This window comes from Peptoniphilus harei (genome assembly GCF_900454685.1).
Classification (GTDB): Bacteria; Bacillota; Clostridia; order Tissierellales; family Peptoniphilaceae; genus Peptoniphilus_A; species Peptoniphilus_A harei.
On sequence record NZ_UATM01000032.1, the window covers coordinates 1064435 to 1087225 of the forward strand.

Here is a 22791-nt window from a genome sequence, read left to right on the forward strand (position 1 = left end):
AAGATGATTAATTTTAGAGAAGAAATAATAAAAATACTTGATGAAAAAATCGATGGCCTTGATGCCAAAGAGATTGACAAGATGATAGAAGTGCCACCAAACTATGAACTTGGTGACTTTGCCTTCCCAGTTTTTAGTCTAGCAAAGATTTACAGAAAAAATCCAGCTATGATTGCAGAAGAACTGGCAGGACAAATTGATTCAAAATATTTTGAAAAAGTTGAAAACAAAAATGCCTACCTTAACTTTTACATTAACAAGTCTATCTTAGTAGAAGAAATTTTAAGAGATGCTGCTGATAGAAAAGAAAACTTTGGCAAGACAAATTATGGAGATAACAAAAATGTAATTGTGGAATACTCTTCAACAAATATTGCAAAGCCCTTCCACATTGGTCACATTAGATCAACTGTAATTGGAGATTCTTTAAAGAGAATTTACGATTTCTTGGGCTTTAACACAATTGCCATCAACCACCTTGGGGACTATGGAACTCAATTTGGTATGCTTATCTATGCCTACAAGACTTGGGGCAGCAAGGAAGCAATTGAAAAGAATCCAATCAATGAACTTCTAAAACTTTATGTAAAAGTTAATGGTGTTTGTGAAGAAGACGAAAGTGTTAAGGATGAGTGTCGTTATTGGTTCAAGGAACTTGAAAATGGAAATCCAGAAGCTGTAGAAATCTGGCAATGGTTTAAAGAAGTTTCGTTAAAGGAATTTAACAGGGTTTACGATATGCTTGACATCCACTTCGATTCTTACAATGGAGAATCTTTCTATTCTGACAAGATGCCAGGCTTAATTGAAGAATTAAGAGAGAGAAATGTACTTGAAGAGTCTCAAGGTGCAGAAGTTATTAACCTTGAAGAGTATGACCTTCCACCAGCAATTGTTGTAAAATCTGATGGTACAACAATTTATCTAACAAGAGACTTAGCTGCTGCAAAATATAGACACGAAACTTACAAACCTTACAAAAATATTTACGTTGTAGGAAGTCAACAAAGTCTTCACTTCAATCAACTTAAGTCTGCCTTAAAGAAGGCTGGCTATGACTGGTACGATGAAATTGTTCACGTTCCTTTCGGCATGGTTTCTCTTGAAGATGGAACTCTTTCAACGAGAAGAGGTAAGGTAGTTTACCTTGAAGATGTGCTTAACAAGGCGACAGACAAGGTTCGTGAAATCTTAGATGCAAGAGAGGAAGAACAAGGTCAAAAAATTGAAAACAAGGAAGAACTTGCACAAACTGTAGGTATTGGTGCAATTAAGTTCCAAGAACTTTTCAATGGAAGAATTAAGGACTACACTTTTAATTGGGACAAGACTCTTTCCTTTGAAGGAGAAACTGGACCTTACGTACAATATGTTCACGCAAGAATTTGCTCTTTATTAAAGAAGGGTGACTTTGACATAAACAATGAAATCGACCCAAGCCTTCTTACAGAAGAAAGTGAAATAAATATTATTAGAAGTCTTTACAACTTCACTGACGTAGTTGTTGATGCTTGTGAAAAATATGAACCATACTTCATCACAAGATACACAGTTGAACTTGCAAAGAACTTCAACAAATTCTACAACCAAACTCAAATCTTAGTTGAAGATGAAAAATTAAAGAACACAAGACTTATGCTTTGCTATGCAGTTAAGAATGTAATTGCAAGTGGACTTAACTTGCTTGGTATAAAAGCACCTGAAAAGATGTGATCTAATGAACTTTTTTGAAGATTTACAATTAGTTTATAAGAAGGCAGGCAAGGATACCCTTTTAAAAATAAAGAAGGCCCCACACTTTTTAATCTTTCCTTTCGTTTATGGGGTAGTTTATATGCTGGGGATGCTTTTAATTGGAAGGTTACTTGCAAGAAGCTACGCCCCTATAATTGGTTTTATCATTCCACTTTTGACATCTTTGATCCTTTCGAGTTATTTTTCTGTTTTAAGTGATTTGATTTATTACAATAGAATTAGCTTTAGGAATTTTTCAAAGACTTTTATGGCCTACTTTGCATCAATTTATTCGGTGTTTTTTATCCTAATGATAATTTCGTTTTTCATGCCAGGTATAGGTGTCATGATGGGAGCTACTACTCTTGTTGGGGCAGTGATTACCCTTGCCCTCAACCCAATTGCTGAGTCAATTTATATTAGGGGAGAGTATTACACTTCAGCCTACACTCACTCACTGGAGTTTATGAAGGAAAATTTCTTACTTTGGACTATACCATTTTTGATTTATCTTGGCATACTCCATCTCTTGGGATTCGATTTTGCTTTCATGATTGTATCGAATTCAATTGTGGACCTTCCACTTGGTCAAGAAATTATGACAGGTTTATCATATACGAATCCTCTTGACCCACAAAACATTAAAATTTTGCTTGCCAGCATCATCACTGCTGTCTATGCAATCTTTAGGGGTAACCTCTACAGGATTTTAGTTGGATCAACAAGAAGGAAGAGGGCCTACATGGGCGAGTTATAAAATTTAAATCAAGACTTGACTTAGGTCAGGTCTTTTTTTATCGGAAAATTTTTGCGATTTAATAAATTTTTGTGAAGTAATAAATAATTATGAAGTAATAAATTTTTGTGAAATAATAAAAAACTATGAAGTTATAAAAAATTATCAAGTTAAATTCAAATCTTGATAAATAAAATCAAATTAAGATTGAATGAGAAATTTCTATTTGATAGGATATGAAGTATAAAATAAAATTGGAGGAATAAAATGAAAATAATTTCGTGGAATATAGATTCAATTAACGCTGCCTTAACGAGTGACTCAAACAGGGCAAAGATGTCGAGAGAAGTGCTCGCAACAATTTTAAAAGAAGACCCAGATATAATTGCCATTCAAGAGACAAAACTTCCTAAGAATGGTCCAAGCAAAAAACACAAGGAAATTATGGCAGATATGTTCTGTGATTATGACTATGTTTTTGTTTCATCAGAGGAACCAGCTCGTAAGGGATATGCTGGCAATATGGCCTTTTATAAAAAGGGGCTTGAACCTAAGGTGATTTTCCCGAAAATTGATGCACCAGACACAATGGACTTTGAAGGAAGAATTATAACTTTAGAATTTGAAGATTTCTTTCTTACACAAGTTTACACACCAAATGCAGGTGGTGAATTAAAAAGACTTCCATTGAGACAAATTTGGGATGAAAAGTATGGCGAATACTTATCAAGTCTTGATGAAATAAAACCTGTCATTGCAACAGGCGACTTCAACGTGGCTCACAAAGAAATCGACCTTGCAAACCCAGAGAGCAATAGGATGTCAGCAGGCTTTACTGATGAAGAAAGACAAGGTTTCACAAATTTGTTATCCATGGGCTTTACTGATACTTTTAGACATATCCACGGAGATGTTGAAGGAGTTTACACTTGGTGGGCACAAAGAGTTAGGACTTCTAAGATAAACAACTCTGGCTGGAGGATTGACTACTTTATAGTTAGTGACAGGATAAAAGACAATGTCACTGAATCAAATATGGTTGACTCAGGAGAAAGACAAGACCACACACCAATTCTATTGGAAATTAATTTTGAAAAATGAGAAAATAAAATGAAATCAAAGTTTTTAGAAGAAAATGGAATCATAAACCTAATAAGTGGAATGGAATACTCTCTTTCTTATGCCAAGGAAGGTGACAAGGTAAGAGATTATGTAGAGGATATGCTAGAGAGGATGGAAATCGAACCTGATGAGATTTATTCTTGCATCCAAACCCACACTGATAAAATTGCCTATTGTGATGGGGGAAATGGAAAGGACTTTGTCTACGGAAGAAACTTTCCCAACACAGATGGCCTTGTGACAGATAAGAAAAATCTTGCCCTCTTGCTAAAGTTTGCCGACTGCACACCAATAGTTCTTTATGACAAAAAGAAGGAAATTCTTTCTATAGTACATTCAGGTTGGAGGGGAGCAAAAAAGAAAATCCCAGCCAAGGCCCTAGATAAAATGAAAAGTGACTTTGGGTCAGACCTAAAAGATATTATTGCCTACATTGGCCCTAGTATTGATATAGAAAACTATGAAGTTGGAGAAGAAGTCTATGAAGAATTTAAGGATTTCAAAAATAGAGACAATTTCTTCGAGAAAATTAAGGGTACTTGGCACCTTTCTATGACAGAAGTTAATAAAGAAATATTACTAGAGTCAGGAATAAATGAATGTAACATAGATATTTGTAAAGAGTCAACTTACAAGAATCTAGACTTGCACTCTGCAAGGAGAGAAGGAAAAGCCTACGGCTTAAACTCCATGATAGTCATGATGAGATAAAATTGAAAATCTAATTTTAATCTGTTAGTATTTTAAATATTATTGAAGCATAAATAAAATTATAAGTAGGGGAGATTTAATGGAAAATCTTTTTAAAGAAGATATAAATAAAAAATTAAAAAATCTAGCTTTTATAGATTTAAAAGAAGACTACCATCTGGGAGAAGTGAACCTACAAGTGGGTCTTTCCATGCCCATAAAGTTGGACTATCTTATAGAAGGAATCAAAGAAAAGGAATTAGAAGAAGAGATAAACCTAGAAAAAATTGTAGAGGCCATGATTTATTTACTTGGAATTGACAGTGACTTTAAATATTCCGAGAAATATAAAGAAATCTTAAAAAAATTAGATATAGATTTAAAGAACTATGCCATGCACAAGGCCTTTCTAAATCAAGAAGAAGATCCTCTTGATTCTTATATATTTTTAAAGGGATATGAAGAGGTAGGGGGAGAAGATCCAGATATAATTTTTAAGGAAGCAAATATCTTAGAGGCCTTATACAATAAAATTCATGAAGAAGAATATGAAAAGAGTGAAAAATTATTAAATATAATAATTAAAAAATACAACCAAGTCTTAAACTTAGATGAGGGATATGCCTTGGCCTATTATAGGCTGGCTTACATTAACCTAGCCCTTGGCAAATTTATAAAGGCCAACATGTACTTCGAAAAGTTCATAAATATATCTAAAGATGAAGAGTTAAAGGATCAAGTTAGAAAAGAAATTGAAGTAATAAGAGATAAGGTAAACTTCGATTCAGCTAAGACCTATTTATCATATGGAGAATACGATAAGGCTATTAATCTGTTAGATAGTGTAAGCGAAGACTTTAATATGGATGAATCCTTCTATTATACTTATGCAATTTCCTATTACAATATGGGAGACTTTGATAAGTCGGAAGAATATGCAAAACTTTCTGTTGAGAAGAAAACTACAGAAGAGAATATAAATCTCCTTACAACAATATATGCAGGAAGACAAGAATTTACAAAAGCAATTGATATATTAAATTTGGGTTTAGAAGAATTAGAAGATTCTTATCCCTTGACATATAACATAGGTATAATTTACCTAAATATGAATGAAAGAGAAAAGGGATTAGAATATCTAGAGAAGGCTAATAAGCTTAGTCCAAATGAAGAGTTAGAAAACTTTATTAAAAATTTAAAATAATTATTGACAGGATAAAAATAAAAGAGTATTATATAACAGTTGTCGAAAAAGATAGCTGTTATATTTTTTTTAAAGACAAAAAAAGATTTAAAAAAATAAAAAAAACAGTTGACAGATAACTTCTCAGATGATAATATATAGAAGTTGTCACTTAAGACAGCAAAAAATATTACCGAGTTTCAAGTAAAAACAATTTAAATAAATTGTAAAAAATACTTGACAAAGAAAAAACACGGTAGTATAATAAACAAGCTACTTCAAAAAGTAGCGCATGAAACATGATAATTAAATAGTGTGAAGATAGATAAACAATTCGTGATTTAATCACAGATTCTTTTAAAGAATCACAAGCAAACCAGATATTCGTTTAGTTTTGAGAAAACTAATGAGTCATACAAATTTTTTAATTGAGAGTTTGATCCTGGCTCAGGACGAACGCTGGCGGCGCGCTTAACACATGCAAGTCGAGCGATGAAATCTTGACAGATCCCTTCGGGGTGAAGATAAGATGGATTAGCGGCGGACGGGTGAGTAACACGTGAGTAACCTGCCTTAGACATTGGGATAGCCTCGGGAAACCGGGATTAATACCAAATGAAATCATAGGTGCCCATGCACTAATGATCAAAACTCCGGTGGTCTAAGATGGACTCGCGTCCCATTAGCTAGTTGGTGAGGTAACGGCCCACCAAGGCGACGATGGGTAGCCGGCCTGAGAGGGTGAACGGCCACATTGGAACTGAGAAACGGTCCAAACTCCTACGGGAGGCAGCAGTGGGGAATATTGCACAATGGAGGGAACTCTGATGCAGCGACGCCGCGTGAACGATGAAGGCTTTCGAGTCGTAAAGTTCTTTTATATGGGAAGATAATGACGGTACCATAAGAAAAAGCCCCGGCTAACTACGTGCCAGCAGCCGCGGTAATACGTAGGGGGCTAGCGTTGTCCGGAATCACTGGGCGTAAAGGGTTCGCAGGCGGAAATGCAAGTCAGATGTAAAAGGCAGTAGCTTAACTACTGTAAGCATTTGAAACTGCATATCTTGAGAAGAGTAGAGGTAAGTGGAATTTTTAGTGTAGCGGTGAAATGCGTAGATATTAAAAAGAATACCGGTGGCGAAGGCGACTTACTGGGCTCATTCTGACGCTGAGGAACGAAAGCGTGGGTAGCAAACAGGATTAGATACCCTGGTAGTCCACGCTGTAAACGATGAGTGCTAGGTATCGGAATAATTCGGTGCCGCAGTTAACACATTAAGCACTCCGCCTGGGGAGTACGTGCGCAAGCATGAAACTCAAAGGAATTGACGGGGACCCGCACAAGCAGCGGAGCATGTGGTTTAATTCGAAGCAACGCGAAGAACCTTACCAGGGCTTGACATACTGAGGACCGGTATAGAGATATACCCTCTTCTTCGGAAGCCTCAATACAGGTGGTGCATGGTTGTCGTCAGCTCGTGTCGTGAGATGTTCAGTTAAGTCTGGCAACGAGCGCAACCCCTATCTTTAGTTACCAGCATTTCGGATGGGGACTCTAAAGAGACTGCCGATGATAAATCGGAGGAAGGTGGGGATGACGTCAAATCATCATGCCCTATATGCCCTGGGCTACACACGTGCTACAATGGAAGATACAAAGGGAAGCGAGATAGTGATATTAAGCCAACCTCAAAAAGTCTTTCCCAGTTCGGATTGTACTCTGCAACTCGAGTACATGAAGATGGAGTTGCTAGTAATCGCAGATCAGCATGCTGCGGTGAATGCGTTCCCGGGTCTTGTACACACCGCCCGTCACACCATGGAAGCTTGTAATACCCGAAGCCTGCGAGCGAACCTTAGGGAAGCAGCAGTCGAAGGTAGGATAGGTGACTGGGGTGAAGTCGTAACAAGGTAGCCGTATCGGAAGGTGCGGCTGGATCACCTCCTTTCTAAGGAAAAAAATCTTCACACTATTTTAATTATATATATGGGGGTATAGCTCAGTTGGGAGAGCGCCTGCCTTGCAAGCAGGAGGTCAGGAGTTCGAATCTCCTTATCTCCACCATGATCACATAAGTGGTCGAAAGCTTCTTTGAAAAAAGAAGAGAACCATAACAACTTAAAAACTAATCAAAATTTCTTAAACAAAACAATTAAACTGGAAATAAACAGAAATGTTTATTAACAAAGGTCAAGTTAAAAAGAGCACTAGGTGAATGCCTAGGCACCAAGAGGCGAAGAAGGACGCGACAAGCTGTGAAAAGCTACGGAGAGGAGCAAATATCTTATGACCCGTAGATATCCGAATGGGGAAACCCACCTCATAAGAGGTATCCTATAGCCAATTCATAACTATAGGAAGCGAACCAGGTGAACTGAAACATCTAAGTAACCTGAGGAAAAGAAAGAAAACTCGATTCCCTAAGTAGCGGCGAGCGAACGGGGAAGAGCCCGATGTGTATAAAGAGACAATAGCCAGCCAAATAATCTGGGAAGATTAACCAAAGAAGGTAAGAGTCCTGTAGACGAAAGCGAAGATATCCGACACAAAAGAGTACCACGGAACACGAGAAATTCAGTGGGAATATGGGGGGACCACCCCCTAAGGCTAAATACTACTTGGTGACCGATAGCGAACAAGTACCGTGAGGGAAAGGTGAAAAGAACCCCGTGAGGGGAGTGAAATAGAATCTGAAACCTAGTGTTTACAAGCAGCGAAAGTGGTTTTGCACCACGATCGTGTACTTTTTGTAGAACGGGCCAGCGAGTTACGATTACTAGCGAGGTTAAGCATTAAAGATGCGGAGCCGAAGCGAAAGCGAGTCTAAATAGGGCGGAAGTTAGTGGTTGTAGACCCGAAACCGTGTGATCTATCCATGAGCAGAGTGAAGTTGAAGTAAAATTCAATGGAGGCTCGAACCGGGTAACGTTTAAAAGTTATCGGATGACTTGTGGATAGGGGTGAAAAGCCAAACGAACACGGAGATAGCTGGTTCTCCTCGAAATAGCTTTAGGGCTAGCCTCTAGTAAGACATGAAAAGGGGGTAGAGCACTGATTGGTCAAGGGGCATGCATATGTTACCAAGACCTATCAAACTCCGAATACCATATCATGCACTAGGGAGTCAGACTATGTGGGATGAGCTTCATAGTCGAAAGGGAAAGAGCCCAGACCATCAGCTAAGGTCCCAAAATTATAGTTAAGTGGGAAAGGATGTGGAGTTACTGAGACAACTAGGATGTTGGCTTAGAAGCAGCCACTCATTTAAAGAGTGCGTAATAGCTCACTAGTCAAGTGACTCTGCGCCGAAGATAACCGGGGCTAAACTATATACCGAAGCTATGGAACGTATAACGTTGGTAGAGGAGCAATGTATGAAGGATGAAGCAGAAGTCGTAAGGCACTGTGGACATCATACAAGAGAGAATGCTGGCATGAGTAGCGAGAGGTGAGTGAGAATCTCACCCGTCGAAAACCCAAGGATTCCTGAGCAAGGCTCGTCCACTCAGGGTAAGTCGGGACCTAAGGCGAGGCTGAAAAGCGTAGTCGATGGACAACAGGTGGAAATTCCTGTACCGATACAATCGTTAAAGGAAGTGGGGACGCAGAAGGATAATAAGAGCGCCCAGTTGGTGAGGCGTGCAAGCGCAAAGGATGGAAAGTAGGCAAATCCGCTTTCCGAGAAGTCTGAAGCGTAATGCGGATCGAAAACAAGTAGAGAAGCTTATGACTCCACACTGCCAAGAAAAGCCACTACTAGAGAAGTATCGCCCGTACCGTAAACCGACACAGGTAGGTGAGGAGAGAATCCTAAGACGAGCGGAAAAACCTTTGTTAAGGAACTCGGCAAAATGACCCCGTAACTTCGGGAGAAGGGGAGCCCCTGTAAAAGGGGGCCGCAGTGAAAAGGCCCAAGCGACTGTTTACCAAAAACACAAGTTTCTGCTAAGTCGAAAGACGAAGTATAGGAGCTGACACCTGCCCGGTGCTGGAAGGTTAAGGGAAAAAGTTAGCGTAAGCGAAGCTTAGAACTGAAGCCCCAGTAAACGGCGGCCGTAACTATAACGGTCCTAAGGTAGCGAAATTCCTTGTCGGGTAAGTTCCGACCCGCACGAAAGGTGTAACGATTTGGGCACTGTCTCAACAAAGGATCCGGTGAAATTGTAGTAGCGGTAAAGATGCCGCTTACCCACGACAGGACGGAAAGACCCCGTGGAGCTTTACTGTAGGCTGAGATTGAATTTTGGGATTAAATGTACAGAATAGGTGGGAGACTAAGAACAAGGTACGCCAGTATCTTGGGAGTCACCGTTGGGATACCACTCTTTTAATGCTAGAATTCTAACCTAACCCCATGAATCTGGGGAAGGGACACTCTCAGTTGGACAGTTTGACTGGGGCGGTCGCCTCCGAAAGAGTAACGGAGGCGTTCAAAGGTTCCCTCAGCACGGATGGAAATCGTGCGCAGAGTATAAAGGCAGAAGGGAGCTTAACTGCGAGACCAACAAGTCGAGCAGATGCGAAAGCAGGACTTAGTGATCCGGTGGTACCGAGTGGAAGGGCCATCGCTCAACGGATAAAAGCTACCCCGGGGATAACAGGCTTATCTCCCCCAAGAGTCCACATCGACGGGGAGGTTTGGCACCTCGATGTCGGCTCGTCTCATCCTGGGGCTGAAGTAGGTCCCAAGGGTTGGGCTGTTCGCCCATTAAAGAGGCACGCGAGCTGGGTTCAGAACGTCGCGAGACAGTTCGGTCCCTATCCGTCGTGGGCGTAGGAAATTTGAGAGGAGCTGTCCTTAGTACGAGAGGACCGGGATGGACAAACCTCTGGTGCACCAGTTGTACTGCCAAGTGCATAGCTGGGAAGCTAAGTTTGGAAGGGATAAGAGCTGAAGGCATCTAAGCCCGAAGCCCCCCTCGAGATGAGATTTCCCTCGAAAGATAAGACCCCTTGAAGAAAATGAGGTAGATAGGCTCAAGGTGTAAGTGTAGCAATACATTCAGCTAGCGAGTACTAATAGGTCGAAGACTTGACCAAAGATTTAAGGTAAGATTAGTTTTTAAGTTAATCTGGTGAGAATAGGACAATGGACACACCTGTACCCATACCGAACACAGAAGTTAAGCATTAGTCCGCTGATGGTACTTGGTTGGCAACGACCTGGGAGAGTAAGTTATCGCCAGTAAGGGACAAAAGTCCCCAATAGTCTTAGGTAGCTCAATGGTGGAGCAACCGGCTGTTAACCGGTAGGCTGTGGGTTCGAGTCCCACCCTGAGAGCCATTTAAAAAACAAGCCGGGGTGGCGGAACTGGCAGACGCACAGGACTTAAAATCCTGCGGTGGTTAAACACCGTATCGGTTCGATTCCGATTCTCGGCACCAAAAGAAATAGTAGCCGGGTACAAATGACGCGGGATGGAGCAGCATGGTAGCTCGTCGGGCTCATAACCCGAAGGTCGGAGGTTCAAATCCTTCTCCCGCTACCAAATTAAATAAGGCCCTGTGGTCAAGCGGTTAAGACACCACCCTTTCACGGTGGTATCCCGGGTTCGATTCCCGGCAGGGTCACCAGATGGACGCATAGCTCAGTTGGGAGAGCATCTGCCTTACAAGCAGGGGGTCATAGGTTCGAGCCCTATTGTGTCCACCAAATTGGGCCTGGTAGTTCAGTTGGTTAGAATGCCAGCCTGTCACGCTGGAGGTCGTCGGTTCGAACCCGATCCAGGTCGCCAATTAAATTTATGTAGCAAATTTACTTCAAATATGTTATCATTAATAAGTGAAATGCTGGTGTAGGTTAAGTGAGAGTCAAAATCTTTGATTTTGTTCACTCGAACTTATGCAAAACCGACCAAATCTTTGATTTGCTAAAGGTTTTGCCATTGAGCTTCCCAAGAAACCGAGCGAAAGCGAAGGTTGATTGGTTGTAAAAAACAATAAGAACTAATAAAATTAGAGAGTTTATTAATTAAAAAACTAATTAAGCTGGTGTAGCTCAATTGGTAGAGCAACTGACTTGTAATCAGTAGGTTAGGGGTTCAAGTCCTCCCACCAGCTCCAAAAAATCTTATTATTAGGGACTTACATGGAGGAGTTCCCGAGTTGGCCAAAGGGGACGGACTGTAAATCCGTTAGTTTAACTTTCAGTGGTTCAAATCCACTCTCCTCCACCAAAAATTCTATAAAAAATTATTTATGCGGATGTGGCTCAGTGGTAGAGCATCGCCTTGCCAAGGCGAGGGTCGCGAGTTCGAATCTCGTCATCCGCTCCATTTTTTTATGTATCCTTAGCTCAGCTGGATAGAGCGTCTGGCTACGGACCAGAAGGTCGGGGGTTCGAATCCTCTAGGATACGCCACAAAAACTTGTAATTTTTATTACAAGCTTTTTTTTGCTCATGCAGGAGTGCTGGAATCGGCAGACAGGCATGTTTGAGGGGCATGTGCGAGAAATCGCGTGAGGGTTCAAGTCCCTCTTTCTGCACCAGGAAGACTACTTATTGATTAAGTAGTCTTTTTTCATTGGATTTTTAATTATTTAAAAATTGTAAAAGTAAAAAAAATCTTTTAGATGAAGTAAAATTATTAATTTCAAAATAATTATAATAGATAGTTTCATTTAAGATTAGTGGATTTTGATTTTTTTATAAGTTAGAAATTAGCTAGAAAGTAAAAAAATTAATATAAAGTGTAAAAGGCTTGGATTATTCCAAGCCTTTTTGTTACAGTTAATTATAAATCTTTTAGATATTTAATTTACTTAATTATAAACTTAAAAAATTATACTTAAATGACTAATAATTACTTTATAAAAAATCATGAATCATTATCTACTCTTAGACTTTTTTATTTAATTCTAAATTCAATATTTTCTCACACAAGTCTTTTTGATTTTCAAATATATGTTCCTTGTAATATAAAATTAAAATTTTAGCTGGACTTTTTATATTACTTTTGTTTTCTAATTTTAGATTAAGGTCTTTCTTAAGAATGAAGAAACATTTATTGTCTTCATCATATAAGCCATCTTCAGTATTGATTTTTAAAATGAAACTTTTCGGATATCCTGTAAGTTCTAAATAGTCTTCTTTATTTTCTATTAAATTAAAAATTTCTAGTGAATAAAGTCCTCTCGATGCAAAGTATTCTTCTGAATAATTTGTCTTTCCTCTTAACTCTATGGTATTGCCTAAGAGTTCAAAGCTTTCTAAAATAAATTTATAATTTAAAATTTTAAAACTCAACTTAGATTTCAAGCTATTTCTTATATTATCGTCTAATAATATTAAGTTCTTAAGGCTTTCAAAGGAGTAGTCTAAGATCCTATCCATAGAAGCTTCATCACCTTCTATAAATTTCTTAAAAAGAGATTTTATTTTTATTCCCTGGTAGGTCCACTCACTTGATGAATCAAAAGAATCTACGAAGTTTTTCAACAAGTCCTTATTAGAATGTGATGAGAGTTTGAATATAAAGTTGTAAGTCTTTGTCACTTCTTGAAGATCTATAAAATTAAAGTCAATATCTTTTGAGAAGTACATTTGACACTTTGTTTTTAAAAATTTAAGGTCAAAGGCCTTGCCAGAATAAGTTGTAAATTCTTTGTCTTCAATAATAGGAAGGACTTCTCCCAAGAGTGTTCTCTCGTCCTTAAAACTTTCCACATAATAAAATTTTATCTTTTCAGAGGACTTTAGAGCGAGACCAATAGATATAATTGAATCCAAGTCTCTCGAGAGTCCTGATGTTTCTATTTTTATATAATTTCTCTTTGGTGGAGAAATTTTTCTTTCTATAACTTTCACATTATCACCAATTTAAGTATAACATTAAAAAATTTTTATTATTATAAAATTTCGGATAAATGGTCCAGAGGTTAGAAATCACCTATGAAGTCGTGTTATAATATAGAATTAGTAGAAACTTATAATTAGATAGAAGGAAGTTATATGATATATTTAGATAATTGTGCAACAACAAAACCAGACAAGGAAGTTGTTGAAGTAATGATGAAGGCGTTAACTGATGACTTTGCAAATCCATCATCACTTCACATCTTTGGTCACAAGGTTGAAAAGGAAATAGAAGTAGCTAGAAAAAATGCAGCAAGCCTTATTGAGACTCAGGCTGATGAAATTTATTTCACATCAGGCGGAACTGAAAGTAACAACATTGCCATTCATGGTGCCATAGAAAAAAACAAGAGAAGGGGCAAGAAGATAATTACCTCTGCCATTGAACATGCATCTATTGACGACCAATTTAAACACTACAGGGAAAAGGGTTATGATGTAGTATATCTTGATGTAGATGAAACTGGTGCTGTGGACCTAGAAAAATTTAAAGAAGTCATGGACGAAGACACAATTTTAGTATCCCTTATATATGTTCACAATGAACTTGGAACTGTTAACAAGGTCAAGAAAATTTTTGAAATAGCCAAGTCTATTAATAAAGATGTCTTTTGTCACGTTGATGGAGTTCAAGCTGTTGGAAAGATTCCTGTCAATGTTAAGGACCTTGGCTGCCATACTTTTTCTTTTTCATCTCACAAGATTTATGGCCCTAAGGGAATGGGCGCCCTTTACAAGAGAAAGGATGTAAATATAAATAGTCTTGTAATTGGTGGAGGTCAAGAAAAGGGCCTTAGGTCTGGAACAGAAAATGTGCCAGGTATCCTTGGCTTTGGCAAGGCTTGTGAACTTACAAAGAGGGATCTAGACAAGAGACTTGCCCATGCAAAGGAAATTAAAGAATATTTACTTAAAAAGTTAGAAGAAAATCTTAAGGATTATAAGATAAACACTCCAGAAGATTCTACAGATTTTATTGTATCTCTCTCTATATTGGATATTAGGGCAGAAGTTCTTCTTCACTACCTAGAAGGAGATGAAATTTATATTTCAACAGCCTCTGCCTGCACTTCTAATGGAACTCATAAGTCCACAACTCTTGAACAAATTGGACTTTCAGATAAGTATGCTGAGGGAACTATAAGGATTTGTACTTCCAAGGATACGACAGAAGAAGATATAGATATTTTTGTAGAAAAATTAGTAAAATACGTTGATGAAATAAGAAAAATAATGAGATAGGTGATTGAATGAAAAAAGTTATGGCACTTTCTCTTGGGGAAGTAATCCTCAAGGGGAAAAATAGACATAGGTTTATAGAAAAGTTAATAAAATCTGTTAAGAGAAACCTAAGAAATCTTGACCATGGAAAAATTTACCACAACATGGGAAAAATTTATGTTGAAGTTACAAGTGACAATGAAGAAAAATTAATAAACAGGCTAAAACACGTCTTTGGTATTGTCTACATTGCCCCAACTTACCAAGTGGAAAGAGATTGGGAGACAATAGAAGAAGCAGTTGTAAAGATTGTAGATGAAACTTTAAAAGACCATCCAGAATACAAGACTTTTAAGGTTAAGACAAATAGGGGAGACAAGAAGTTTCCACTTAATTCCATGGAAATTTCTGCAAAAATTGGTGGCATGGTCTTAAAGAACTTCGACATCAAGGTTGACGTCCACAATCCAGACTTTTATGTTTACTGCGATTTGAAAAAGGATACCTATATCTATGTAGATAAGATTAAGGCCCATGGTGGACTTCCAACAGGAACAAATGGTAGGGGACTTCTTCTCCTATCAGGAGGAATAGACTCTCCAGTTGCAGGATTTTTAATGGCAAAAAGAGGAGTTCTTGTGGATTGCCTCCACTTCCATTCTTATCCTTTCACATCTGAAAGAGCAGAGGAAAAGGTAAAAAAACTTGCAGAAGACATTTCAAACTTCTCAGGAGACTTGACTTTCTATTCAGTAAACATCTTGGATATACAAAAGGAAATAAATATTAATTGTCCTGAAGACGAAATGACTATTATATCTAGAAGATTTATGATGAGGGTTGCAGATAAGATTGCAAGAGACAATGGTTATGATTGTATTATAACAGGTGAAAATCTGGGACAAGTTGCATCACAAACTATTGACGGACTCAAGGTAACTGACGCTATAACAGACAAGATTGTCTTTAGACCCCTTATTGGCATGGACAAGGTAAATATAATTGATATTGCCAAGGATATTGATACTTATGAAACATCAATCCTTCCTTATGAAGATTGCTGTACAGTATTCCTGCCAAAACATCCACTTTTGACACCAAGCATTGAGGGAATAGAAAAGTCTGAAGAGCCACTTGACTGTGACAAGCTTGTTGAAGAAGCCATAGGCAAAATGAAAATTGAAAAAATAGGAGGAAGCGATGAAGAATAAAAATAAGGGCGCTGTAGGAATAGTTGCCATTATAGCCATAGTTGTTGTAATTGCAATTTTCTTCGGTGGCCAATGGAACAATCTAGTTAAGCTAGATGAAGATGTAAATGGTGCTTGGGCACAAGTCCAAAACCAAGTAAAAAGACGTGCTGACTTAATTCCAAATATAGTAGAAACTGTTAAGGGATACGCAGGTCACGAAAAGGAAACTTTCACAGAAATTACTAAGGCTCGTGCAGGAGTTTCTGAAGCATCTACACCTAAGGAACTTGCTGAAGCTAATGATAATTTGACAGAAGCTATTGGAAGACTTAATGTTGTTGTGGAAAATTATCCAGAATTAAAGGCAAACCAAAACTTCCTAGACCTACAAGCCCAACTTGAAGGAACTGAAAATAGGATTGCCACAGAAAGAATGAGATATAACGACACAGTTAAGCTTTACAATCAAAAGGTTAGAAGGTTCCCAACAAATATTATTGCAAAAATTTTAGGTTTTGGACCAAGAGATTATTTTGAAGTTTCAGAAAAGGACAATCAAGTACCAGAAGTTAAGTTTTAGGTGATAGCTATGAAAAAATTGTTAGCTACAATTTTATTTGTCTTCACCCTGGTCTTTAACGTCTATGCCTTTGATAAGGACCAAATGTCCTACAATGTTTATGATGAGACAAATACCCTTAGTCAAGAGACCATAGACTATCTCAACAAAACCACTTATGATCTTAAAAAGAAGACAGGTGGGGAGATAGGGGTTGTCATAGTCAATAGCTTAGAAGGCTACTCCCTTGAAGAATACGCCACAAAGATTTTTAATGATATAAAAATTGGCGACAAGGATAAGGACAATGGAGTCCTAATCCTCCTTGCCCTACTCGATGATAATGATAGGCTGGTAAAAATTGAACCAGGTTATGGAGCAGAGGGATTTGTTCCCGATGCCTATGCATCGCGAATTATTAGGGCAATGGGAAAAGTTGTTGCTGAAAATGAAAATGACAGGCCCTTTGAAAAGGCAGTGCTTGAAGGATATGCACAAATTATAAAATTATATGAGGGAGAATATGGAGTTGACATTGTGGCAAGAGAGCCACAAGAAGCCATTGATTATTCTGAGGACGATTATGATGATAATTTATTTCTATCATTGGTTCCCATTATAAGATTAATCATAATTATTTTTATAATTTCCTTGATTTTTAGAAATAAAAATGGAGGAGGACCTGGCGGCGGAAGTGGACCAGGAAGCAGGAGAAGAAGACAAAGACCAGTGATTTTCTGGGGACCAGGTTCCTTTGGAGGCTATGGTGGCTTCGGAGGATCAGGTGGTTTCGGTGGATCATCTGGTGGTTTTGGCGGCGGAGGCTTTGGAGGCTTCGGCGGAGGAGGTTCTTCTGGTGGCGGTGGCGCCAGCGGAAGAATTTAATCAAAAGCCAAAGATAAGAGAGAAAATTCCAATCAAAATAATTTGATGGAGGAAATAAATTAAAAGAGAATGCCTACCCATGATATTTATAATATTGTGGGAGGCTTCTTTTTTTGTAAATTTTATGAAGTCAAAGAGAAAGTAGCCCATGTAAAATAAAAATATCCAGGGAATTATAGGGAAGTAGTCACCTGATGAAAAGTTTTCGCTAGGAAGACCAAGGATAAATAGGTTTAGATCATAAAGTGCCTTTGGTGGAATAAGCTTTCCAAAAAAGATACTTCCATAATAAATTCTCTTTAGACTTACAAATAAAATAGTATTTATAATAAGTCCAAGCTTTGGATTTATTTTTTTTATGTATTTTTTTATAAGTATGTGAATTAAGGTGGCACCAGCAAAGAAATGAATGATCCCAAAATAAATTGCATCTTCTTTAGAAAATACGTAGGACCCAAGAGTAATCAAGAGAGAAAGGCCACATAAGATTAGAAACTTCTTCTTGAAATTATTAGAAAAGTGGGTTGAGTAACCAGAAATCAAAATAAAGGAAATACATATATACTGCTGAAAGTAATAAAAATTGTGATTGAAATCAAATCCATAAAAATTTTCAAGGTCAAATAGACCATGATAAATTATCATGCTTATAATAGTGAAGCCACGCAAAAAATCTATGGCATTGTATCTTTTCTTAATAGTATCCATTCTTACACCTCAGAAAAATTATAACACAAATAAGGAAGAGGAAAGTAAGATGAAGTTTTTGACTTGGTAAAAAATTATAAAGTAGTAAAAAATTATGAAGTAGTAAAAAGTTATGAAGTAGTAAAAAATTGTAATTTAATAAAATATTATGAAGTCATAAAAGATTATGGAGTCATAAAATCTTATTAAGAATCAAAAAAACTTTAACCATAAAAATATACTAAGTCCTAAAAATTCATTAATTCATGAAACTTATCAAGTAATAGAAATATCTTGGATGAGAAATATTTATTCTCGTCCAGTTTTTTATTTAATATTATTTAGTCATAAGATAGATGTAAAATCCCTTTAAAAGAAACCCTGTTAGAATTCCAAAAATAAAAATTAAAAAATTTTTCATAAGTCCCTCCTTAATAAATAAAATATATTAGACACAAAGTGGAAGCAAGAAGAAAATGATTATAAAATAAAATTATTTAGTAAATTATATTTTACAAAAAATTTAATAAAATAAATTATATAATCTATTGACTTTAAATATCTTAAGATTTATACTCTAATGAGTTTAATAATTTAAGTAATTTGTTTAATATTATAGGTGATGCAATGAAGATTGGAAATAAAATAAAAGAAATGAGAATTGAAAAGGGACTTACACAAGAAGAGCTGGCTGACAGGTCTGAACTCACTAAGGGTTTTATTTCTCAAATTGAAAGAGATTTGACATCACCATCTGTTGACTCTCTTTTAGATATCTTGGAGGCCCTTGGGACTGATCCCAGCCTTTTCTTTAAGAGGGAAGAGAATGAAAAAATAATTTTTAAGGAAGAGGACTTCTTTGAAAGTGATAATGAAGAGCTTGGTTATGTCCTTGATTGGGTTGTGCCCAATGCACAGAAAAACCAAATGGAGCCCATGAGGGTCTTGCTTAAAGCAGGAGGGACTTCAAAAGAAGTCCAGCCCTATGAGGGCGAAGAGTTTGGCTATGTCCTAAGGGGTTCGGTGAAACTTTTTTATGGAAAAGAAGAATACAAGGTGAAAAAGGGAGAGTGCTTTTATTTTAAAGCCAACAAGTCCCATTACTTAAAAAATGAAGGAAAGTGTGAAACTGAGATTTTGTGGATATCATCTCCACCAAATTTTTAGGCGGTGAATTATGGAAAATTATGTAATTGAATTAAAAAATATTAGTAAGTCCTTTGGTGACAATGTAATTTTAGAAAACTTTGATTTTAAGGTAAAAAAAGACGAGTTCCTTACGATTTTAGGACCATCAGGCTGTGGTAAAACTACAATTTTGAGGTTAATCGGTGGTTTTGAAGAGCCAGATGAGGGACAAATTCTTTTTAATGGAGAAGACATAACAAATAAGGAAGCCTATGAAAGAAGGATTAACACAGTTTTTCAAAAATACGCCCTCTTTCCCCATATGAATGTCTTTGAAAACATTGCCTTTGGTTTAAAAATAAAAAAAATGGACAAGAAAGTCATCAAGGAAAAGGTAAGTGAGGTTTTAAAACTTGTTAATCTTTCTGGTTTTGAAAACAGGGAAATTGAATCCTTATCAGGAGGTCAACAACAGAGGATTGCCATTGCAAGGGCCCTTGTCAATGAACCAGATGTACTCTTGCTTGACGAACCTCTTGGTGCCCTTGACTTAAAACTTAGACAAGCCATGCAAATTGAGCTTAAGAGAATTCAAAAAAGCGTTGGTATAACTTTTATCTACGTTACTCATGATCAAGAAGAGGCTCTTTCCATGAGTGATACTGTTGTTGTCCTAAATAATGGTGAAATCCAACAAATGGATAGCCCAATAAATATTTATAACGAACCAAAGAATGCCTTTGTAGCAGATTTTATTGGTGAGTCTAATATTATTAAGGGAAGGATGCTTGAAGACTTCAAGGTAAGATTTTTAGATTACGATTTTCCTTGCGTTGACAAGGGATTTAGAGCCAACGAAGATGTTGAAGTTGTAGTAAGACCTGAAGATGTGCTTTTGGTTGATGAGAACTACCAAATTGAAGGGACTGTGACAAGTCTTGTCTTCAAGGGAGTTCACTATGAAATGACTGTAGATATTGATGGTTACTCCATGCTTGTTCAATCAACAGAAAAAAGAGAAGTGGGAGAAAAAACAGGCATAGTAATCAAACCAGACCTTATCCACGTTATGAGGTTGAGCTAAAATGAAAAAATTTTCACTAATATATTTATTTTGGGGCCTAGTATTTATTGTTTTCCCACTATTTTTAATACTTGCCCACGCTTTTAGTGCCAACACAGACCTGGCAGACTTTGCCTTTACCCTAGACAATTTCTCAAGGTTTTTTGAACCACTTTATGTAAAGATTTTAATTACATCTCTTGTATTGGCAGGAGTTTCCACTATATTTTGCCTCCTTATTGGCTACCCAGTAGCCTATATAATTTCACAAATGGGGGAAAAAGTAAGAAACAACATGATTTTGATTTTTATAATCCCAATGTGGATGAACTTCTTACTAAGGACTTATGCCTGGCTTACACTTCTTGGCAACAAGGGATTGATAAATAAATTTATAGGACTTTTTGGATGGGGTCCCTGGGACCTTATGTACAACTCCAAGGCCATAATGATAGGTATGGTTTACAATTTCTTGCCCTTTATGGTTCTGCCAATTTATACAGTATTATTAAAGATGGATAAAAAATTAATTGAAGCAGCAAAGGACCTGGGAGCCAACGACTTTGAAGTTTTTATTAAAGTTATTCTCCCACTTTCTCTACCAGGAATTTACACAGGAATAACTATGGTTTTTATACCAGCAATTTCAACTTTTGTTGTGCCAAACCTCTTGGGAGGAAACAACTTCTACCTAATAGGAAACCTAATTGAAAAACAATTTACCTTCACAGGAGACTGGGGCTTTGGTTCTGCAATTTCCATGATCCTAATTGTAATCATGCTTTTAATTCTTTTACTTCCAAAATTATTTAATGGAAAAATTAAAACTAATGAAATAGGAGGTGGCTTATAATGAAAAAAATAATAGATAGAATTTACTTATTTTTAATATTTTTATTCCTATATGCTCCAATTATAATTCTTGTTGTCTTTAGTTTTAACAACTCCAAGCTAAGGGGATCTTGGGCAGGCTTTACCCTAAAGTGGTACAAAAATTTATTTTCTGACCCAGCAATTTTATCTTCCCTTTGGACTACACTTATAGTAGCAGTAGTAGCAACAGTTATCTCTACAATTGTTGGGACAATTTCAGCCATTTCCATAAATGAACTTAGGGGTTTTAAAAAGGATGCCATCCTAAATATAAATTACCTACCAGTAATTAACCCTGACATTGTGACAGCAGTTGCCCTTATGGGACTCTTTGGACTTTTTAACATAAGAATGGGATACACAACAATGATAATTTCACATATTGTCTTTTGTATTCCTTATGTTATTCTCTCCATACTGCCAAAGTTAAACCAGTTGCAAAAGAATACAGTGGAGGCAGCCCTAGACCTAGGCGCAACTCCAACTTATGCAATATTAAATGTGGTGATTCCACAAATAAAACCTGCAATCTTAACTGGAGCCCTAATGTCCTTTACACTTTCCATAGATGACTTTGTAATTTCCTTCTTTAACACAGGCCAAGGAGTTTCAAACCTTTCAATAACAATTTACTCTATGGCGAGGAAGGGAATTAACCCATCAATTAATGCAGTATCAACATTAATGTTAGTAGCACTCTTAATTCTTCTTGTAATAATAAACAAGAGAAGTGAAAAAATGAAAAAAATCGAGGTAAACCTATGAAACACATGAAAAAAATAATTTTATCACTTGCAATCCTAATGGTATTTTCCCTAACAGGATGTGGCAAAGAAGAAACAGCAAAGGAAGAAATTTATGTTTACAACTGGGGAGAATATATTGACCCACAAATCCTAAAGGACTTTCAAAAGGAAACAGGCATAAAGGTTAACTACGACACTTATGCATCAAATGAAGACCTTTATATCAAGATGACTCAATCACAAGATAAGTATGATGTAGTTGTTCCTAGTGACTACATGATTGAAAGACTTATAAAAGAAGGTCTTGTAAGAGAAATTAACTTTGAAAATATTCCAAACTTTGCAAATGTAGAAGATATATTAAAAAATCCTACTTTTGATCCAGAAAACAAATACTCAGTACCTTACTTCTGGGGAACAGTTGGTATTGTCTACAACAAGGCAGAAGTAAAAGACAAGGTTGACTCATGGGACATTCTTTGGAATGAAAAATATAAGGACCAAATAATAATGTATAACTCTCAAAGAGATACTCTAGGAGTTGCCCTAAAGAGACTTGGTTATTCACTAAATTCAACAAGTGAAAAGGAACTTCAAGAAGCTAAAAAGTCTCTAATAGAACAAAAACCACTAGTTTATGCTTACCTAGATGATGATGGACGTGATGTTGTTGTCCAAGGAGATGCCAACCTATCTGTAATGTATTCAGGTGACGCCCTTCTTATGATGCAACAAAATGAAGACCTTGACTATGTTGTTCCAAAAGAAGGCTCAAACATTTGGTACGACTCCATGGTCATTCCAAAAAATGCAAAAAATGTAGAGGGAGCAGAAAAATTTATAAATTATATGCTAGAAAAAGAAGTTCAAGCAAAAAATGTTGAACACTGCGTAGGTTACACTTCACCAGTTAAGGGAGTAAAGGACCTTTTACCAGATGAAATTAAAAACTCAAAGGTTGCCTATCCAGATCTTGATAAACTTCCATCACTAGAATCCTTTAGAGACCTAGGAGATTTTATTAAAGTATACGATAGAATCTGGACAGAAATAAATGCTTCTAATCTTTAATATGCTAATAAACTTGTTTATTTTAAGGCCTCCTTGTGATATCA

The 22791-nt window shown here is 36.9% G+C and carries 16 protein-coding genes, 12 tRNA genes and 3 rRNA genes; 29 read left to right on the top strand and 2 right to left on the bottom strand.

Annotation, left to right across the window (positions count from 1 at the left end):
• Positions 1 to 3 precede the first annotated feature (3 nt).
• The 20 genes from argS to DRZ96_RS06570 all read left to right on the top strand — a co-directional run bounded on the left by argS (position 4) and on the right by DRZ96_RS06570 (position 11955).
• Entirely contained in the window at positions 4 to 1713 is a 1710-nt protein-coding gene (gene argS, locus DRZ96_RS06475) for an arginine--tRNA ligase (protein ID WP_112890036.1), read from the top strand.
• 4 nt (positions 1714 to 1717) lie between these two features.
• The gene (locus DRZ96_RS06480; protein WP_112890037.1) at positions 1718 to 2491 is read left to right on the top strand and encodes a hypothetical protein; all 774 of its coding nucleotides are present in this window, start codon (positions 1718 to 1720) and stop codon (positions 2489 to 2491) included.
• A 246-nt stretch (positions 2492 to 2737) separates the two neighbouring features.
• Entirely contained in the window at positions 2738 to 3571 is an 834-nt protein-coding gene (locus tag DRZ96_RS06485; protein WP_112890038.1) for an exodeoxyribonuclease III, read from the top strand.
• A gap of 9 nt (positions 3572 to 3580) precedes the next feature.
• Entirely contained in the window at positions 3581 to 4303 is a 723-nt protein-coding gene (pgeF, locus tag DRZ96_RS06490) for a peptidoglycan editing factor PgeF (RefSeq protein ID WP_070700186.1), read from the top strand.
• A 79-nt stretch (positions 4304 to 4382) separates the two neighbouring features.
• Complete coding sequence (locus DRZ96_RS06495; protein ID WP_112890039.1) at positions 4383 to 5486, top strand: tetratricopeptide repeat protein; 1104 nt, start codon at positions 4383 to 4385, stop codon at positions 5484 to 5486.
• Positions 5487 to 5889: 403 nt separating this feature from the next.
• A 16S ribosomal RNA gene (locus DRZ96_RS06500) occupies positions 5890 to 7414 on the top strand.
• A 40-nt stretch (positions 7415 to 7454) separates the two neighbouring features.
• Positions 7455 to 7530 (top strand) — tRNA-Ala (locus DRZ96_RS06505).
• Between the two features lie 124 nt (positions 7531 to 7654).
• Positions 7655 to 10506, top strand: a 23S ribosomal RNA gene (locus tag DRZ96_RS06510).
• Between the two features lie 31 nt (positions 10507 to 10537).
• Positions 10538 to 10654, top strand: a 5S ribosomal RNA gene (rrf, locus tag DRZ96_RS06515).
• The 16S, 23S and 5S rRNA genes sit together here with 12 tRNA genes alongside, the layout of an rRNA operon.
• Before the next feature lie 21 nt (positions 10655 to 10675).
• Positions 10676 to 10750 (top strand) — tRNA-Asn (locus DRZ96_RS06520).
• Positions 10751 to 10762: 12 nt separating this feature from the next.
• Positions 10763 to 10851 (top strand) — tRNA-Leu (locus tag DRZ96_RS06525).
• Between the two features lie 27 nt (positions 10852 to 10878).
• Positions 10879 to 10955 (top strand) — tRNA-Met (locus tag DRZ96_RS06530).
• Between the two features lie 10 nt (positions 10956 to 10965).
• Positions 10966 to 11040: transfer RNA gene (locus DRZ96_RS06535), tRNA-Glu, on the top strand.
• A gap of 3 nt (positions 11041 to 11043) precedes the next feature.
• Positions 11044 to 11119: transfer RNA gene (locus DRZ96_RS06540), tRNA-Val, on the top strand.
• 5 nt (positions 11120 to 11124) lie between these two features.
• Positions 11125 to 11201, top strand: a tRNA-Asp gene (locus tag DRZ96_RS06545).
• Positions 11202 to 11453: 252 nt separating this feature from the next.
• Positions 11454 to 11529, top strand: a tRNA-Thr gene (locus DRZ96_RS06550).
• Positions 11530 to 11556: 27 nt separating this feature from the next.
• A tRNA-Tyr gene (locus DRZ96_RS06555) sits at positions 11557 to 11642 on the top strand.
• 24 nt (positions 11643 to 11666) lie between these two features.
• Positions 11667 to 11741: transfer RNA gene (locus DRZ96_RS06560), tRNA-Gly, on the top strand.
• A 9-nt stretch (positions 11742 to 11750) separates the two neighbouring features.
• Positions 11751 to 11827 (top strand) — tRNA-Arg (locus tag DRZ96_RS06565).
• Positions 11828 to 11868: 41 nt separating this feature from the next.
• Positions 11869 to 11955 (top strand) — tRNA-Leu (locus tag DRZ96_RS06570).
• A 349-nt stretch (positions 11956 to 12304) separates the two neighbouring features.
• Here the strand turns inward: DRZ96_RS06570 and DRZ96_RS06575 are convergent.
• A complete protein-coding gene (locus DRZ96_RS06575) occupies positions 12305 to 13273 on the bottom strand; it encodes a ribonuclease H-like domain-containing protein (protein WP_112890040.1) in 969 nt (322 codons plus the stop codon).
• A gap of 144 nt (positions 13274 to 13417) precedes the next feature.
• Here DRZ96_RS06575 and DRZ96_RS06580 point away from each other — a divergent pair, with 144 nt between their 5' ends.
• The 4 genes from DRZ96_RS06580 to DRZ96_RS06595 are packed head-to-tail and all read left to right on the top strand — an operon-like array spanning position 13418 to position 17179.
• On the top strand, positions 13418 to 14563 hold the full coding sequence (locus tag DRZ96_RS06580; RefSeq protein ID WP_112890041.1) for a cysteine desulfurase family protein: 1146 nt from the start codon (positions 13418 to 13420) through the stop codon (positions 14561 to 14563).
• An 8-nt stretch (positions 14564 to 14571) separates the two neighbouring features.
• Positions 14572 to 15753, top strand: coding sequence for a tRNA uracil 4-sulfurtransferase ThiI (thiI, locus tag DRZ96_RS06585; RefSeq protein WP_112890042.1), 1182 nt, complete (start codon positions 14572 to 14574; stop codon positions 15751 to 15753).
• On the top strand, positions 15743 to 16315 hold the full coding sequence (locus DRZ96_RS06590) for a LemA family protein (protein ID WP_070700179.1): 573 nt from the start codon (positions 15743 to 15745) through the stop codon (positions 16313 to 16315). The genes thiI and DRZ96_RS06590 overlap by 11 nt, the downstream gene beginning before the upstream one ends.
• Positions 16316 to 16324: 9 nt before the next feature.
• A complete protein-coding gene (locus DRZ96_RS06595; protein ID WP_112890043.1) occupies positions 16325 to 17179 on the top strand; it encodes a TPM domain-containing protein in 855 nt (284 codons plus the stop codon).
• Here DRZ96_RS06595 and DRZ96_RS06600 read toward each other — a convergent pair whose 3' ends face one another.
• Positions 17180 to 17887, bottom strand: coding sequence for a heparan-alpha-glucosaminide N-acetyltransferase domain-containing protein (locus DRZ96_RS06600; RefSeq protein ID WP_112890044.1), 708 nt, complete (start codon positions 17885 to 17887; stop codon positions 17180 to 17182).
• Between the two features lie 606 nt (positions 17888 to 18493).
• On the opposite strand from DRZ96_RS06600, the gene DRZ96_RS06605 reads away from it, so the two are divergent.
• From DRZ96_RS06605 to DRZ96_RS06625, 5 genes are read left to right on the top strand one after another with little or no spacing between them, the layout of a single operon-like run.
• Positions 18494 to 19033, top strand: coding sequence for a helix-turn-helix domain-containing protein (locus tag DRZ96_RS06605; protein WP_112890045.1), 540 nt, complete (start codon positions 18494 to 18496; stop codon positions 19031 to 19033).
• A gap of 10 nt (positions 19034 to 19043) precedes the next feature.
• Positions 19044 to 20078: an ABC transporter ATP-binding protein gene (locus tag DRZ96_RS06610; RefSeq protein ID WP_112890046.1), complete on the top strand. Its 1035-nt coding sequence runs from the start codon at positions 19044 to 19046 to the stop codon at positions 20076 to 20078.
• Between the two features lies 1 nt (position 20079).
• Positions 20080 to 20910, top strand: coding sequence for an ABC transporter permease (locus DRZ96_RS06615; protein ID WP_112890047.1), 831 nt, complete (start codon positions 20080 to 20082; stop codon positions 20908 to 20910).
• A complete protein-coding gene (locus DRZ96_RS06620; protein WP_112890048.1) occupies positions 20910 to 21695 on the top strand; it encodes an ABC transporter permease in 786 nt (261 codons plus the stop codon). The genes DRZ96_RS06615 and DRZ96_RS06620 overlap by 1 nt, the downstream gene beginning before the upstream one ends.
• Positions 21696 to 21700: 5 nt before the next feature.
• Positions 21701 to 22747: an ABC transporter substrate-binding protein gene (locus tag DRZ96_RS06625; RefSeq protein WP_112890581.1), complete on the top strand. Its 1047-nt coding sequence runs from the start codon at positions 21701 to 21703 to the stop codon at positions 22745 to 22747.
• Positions 22748 to 22791 lie beyond the last annotated feature (44 nt).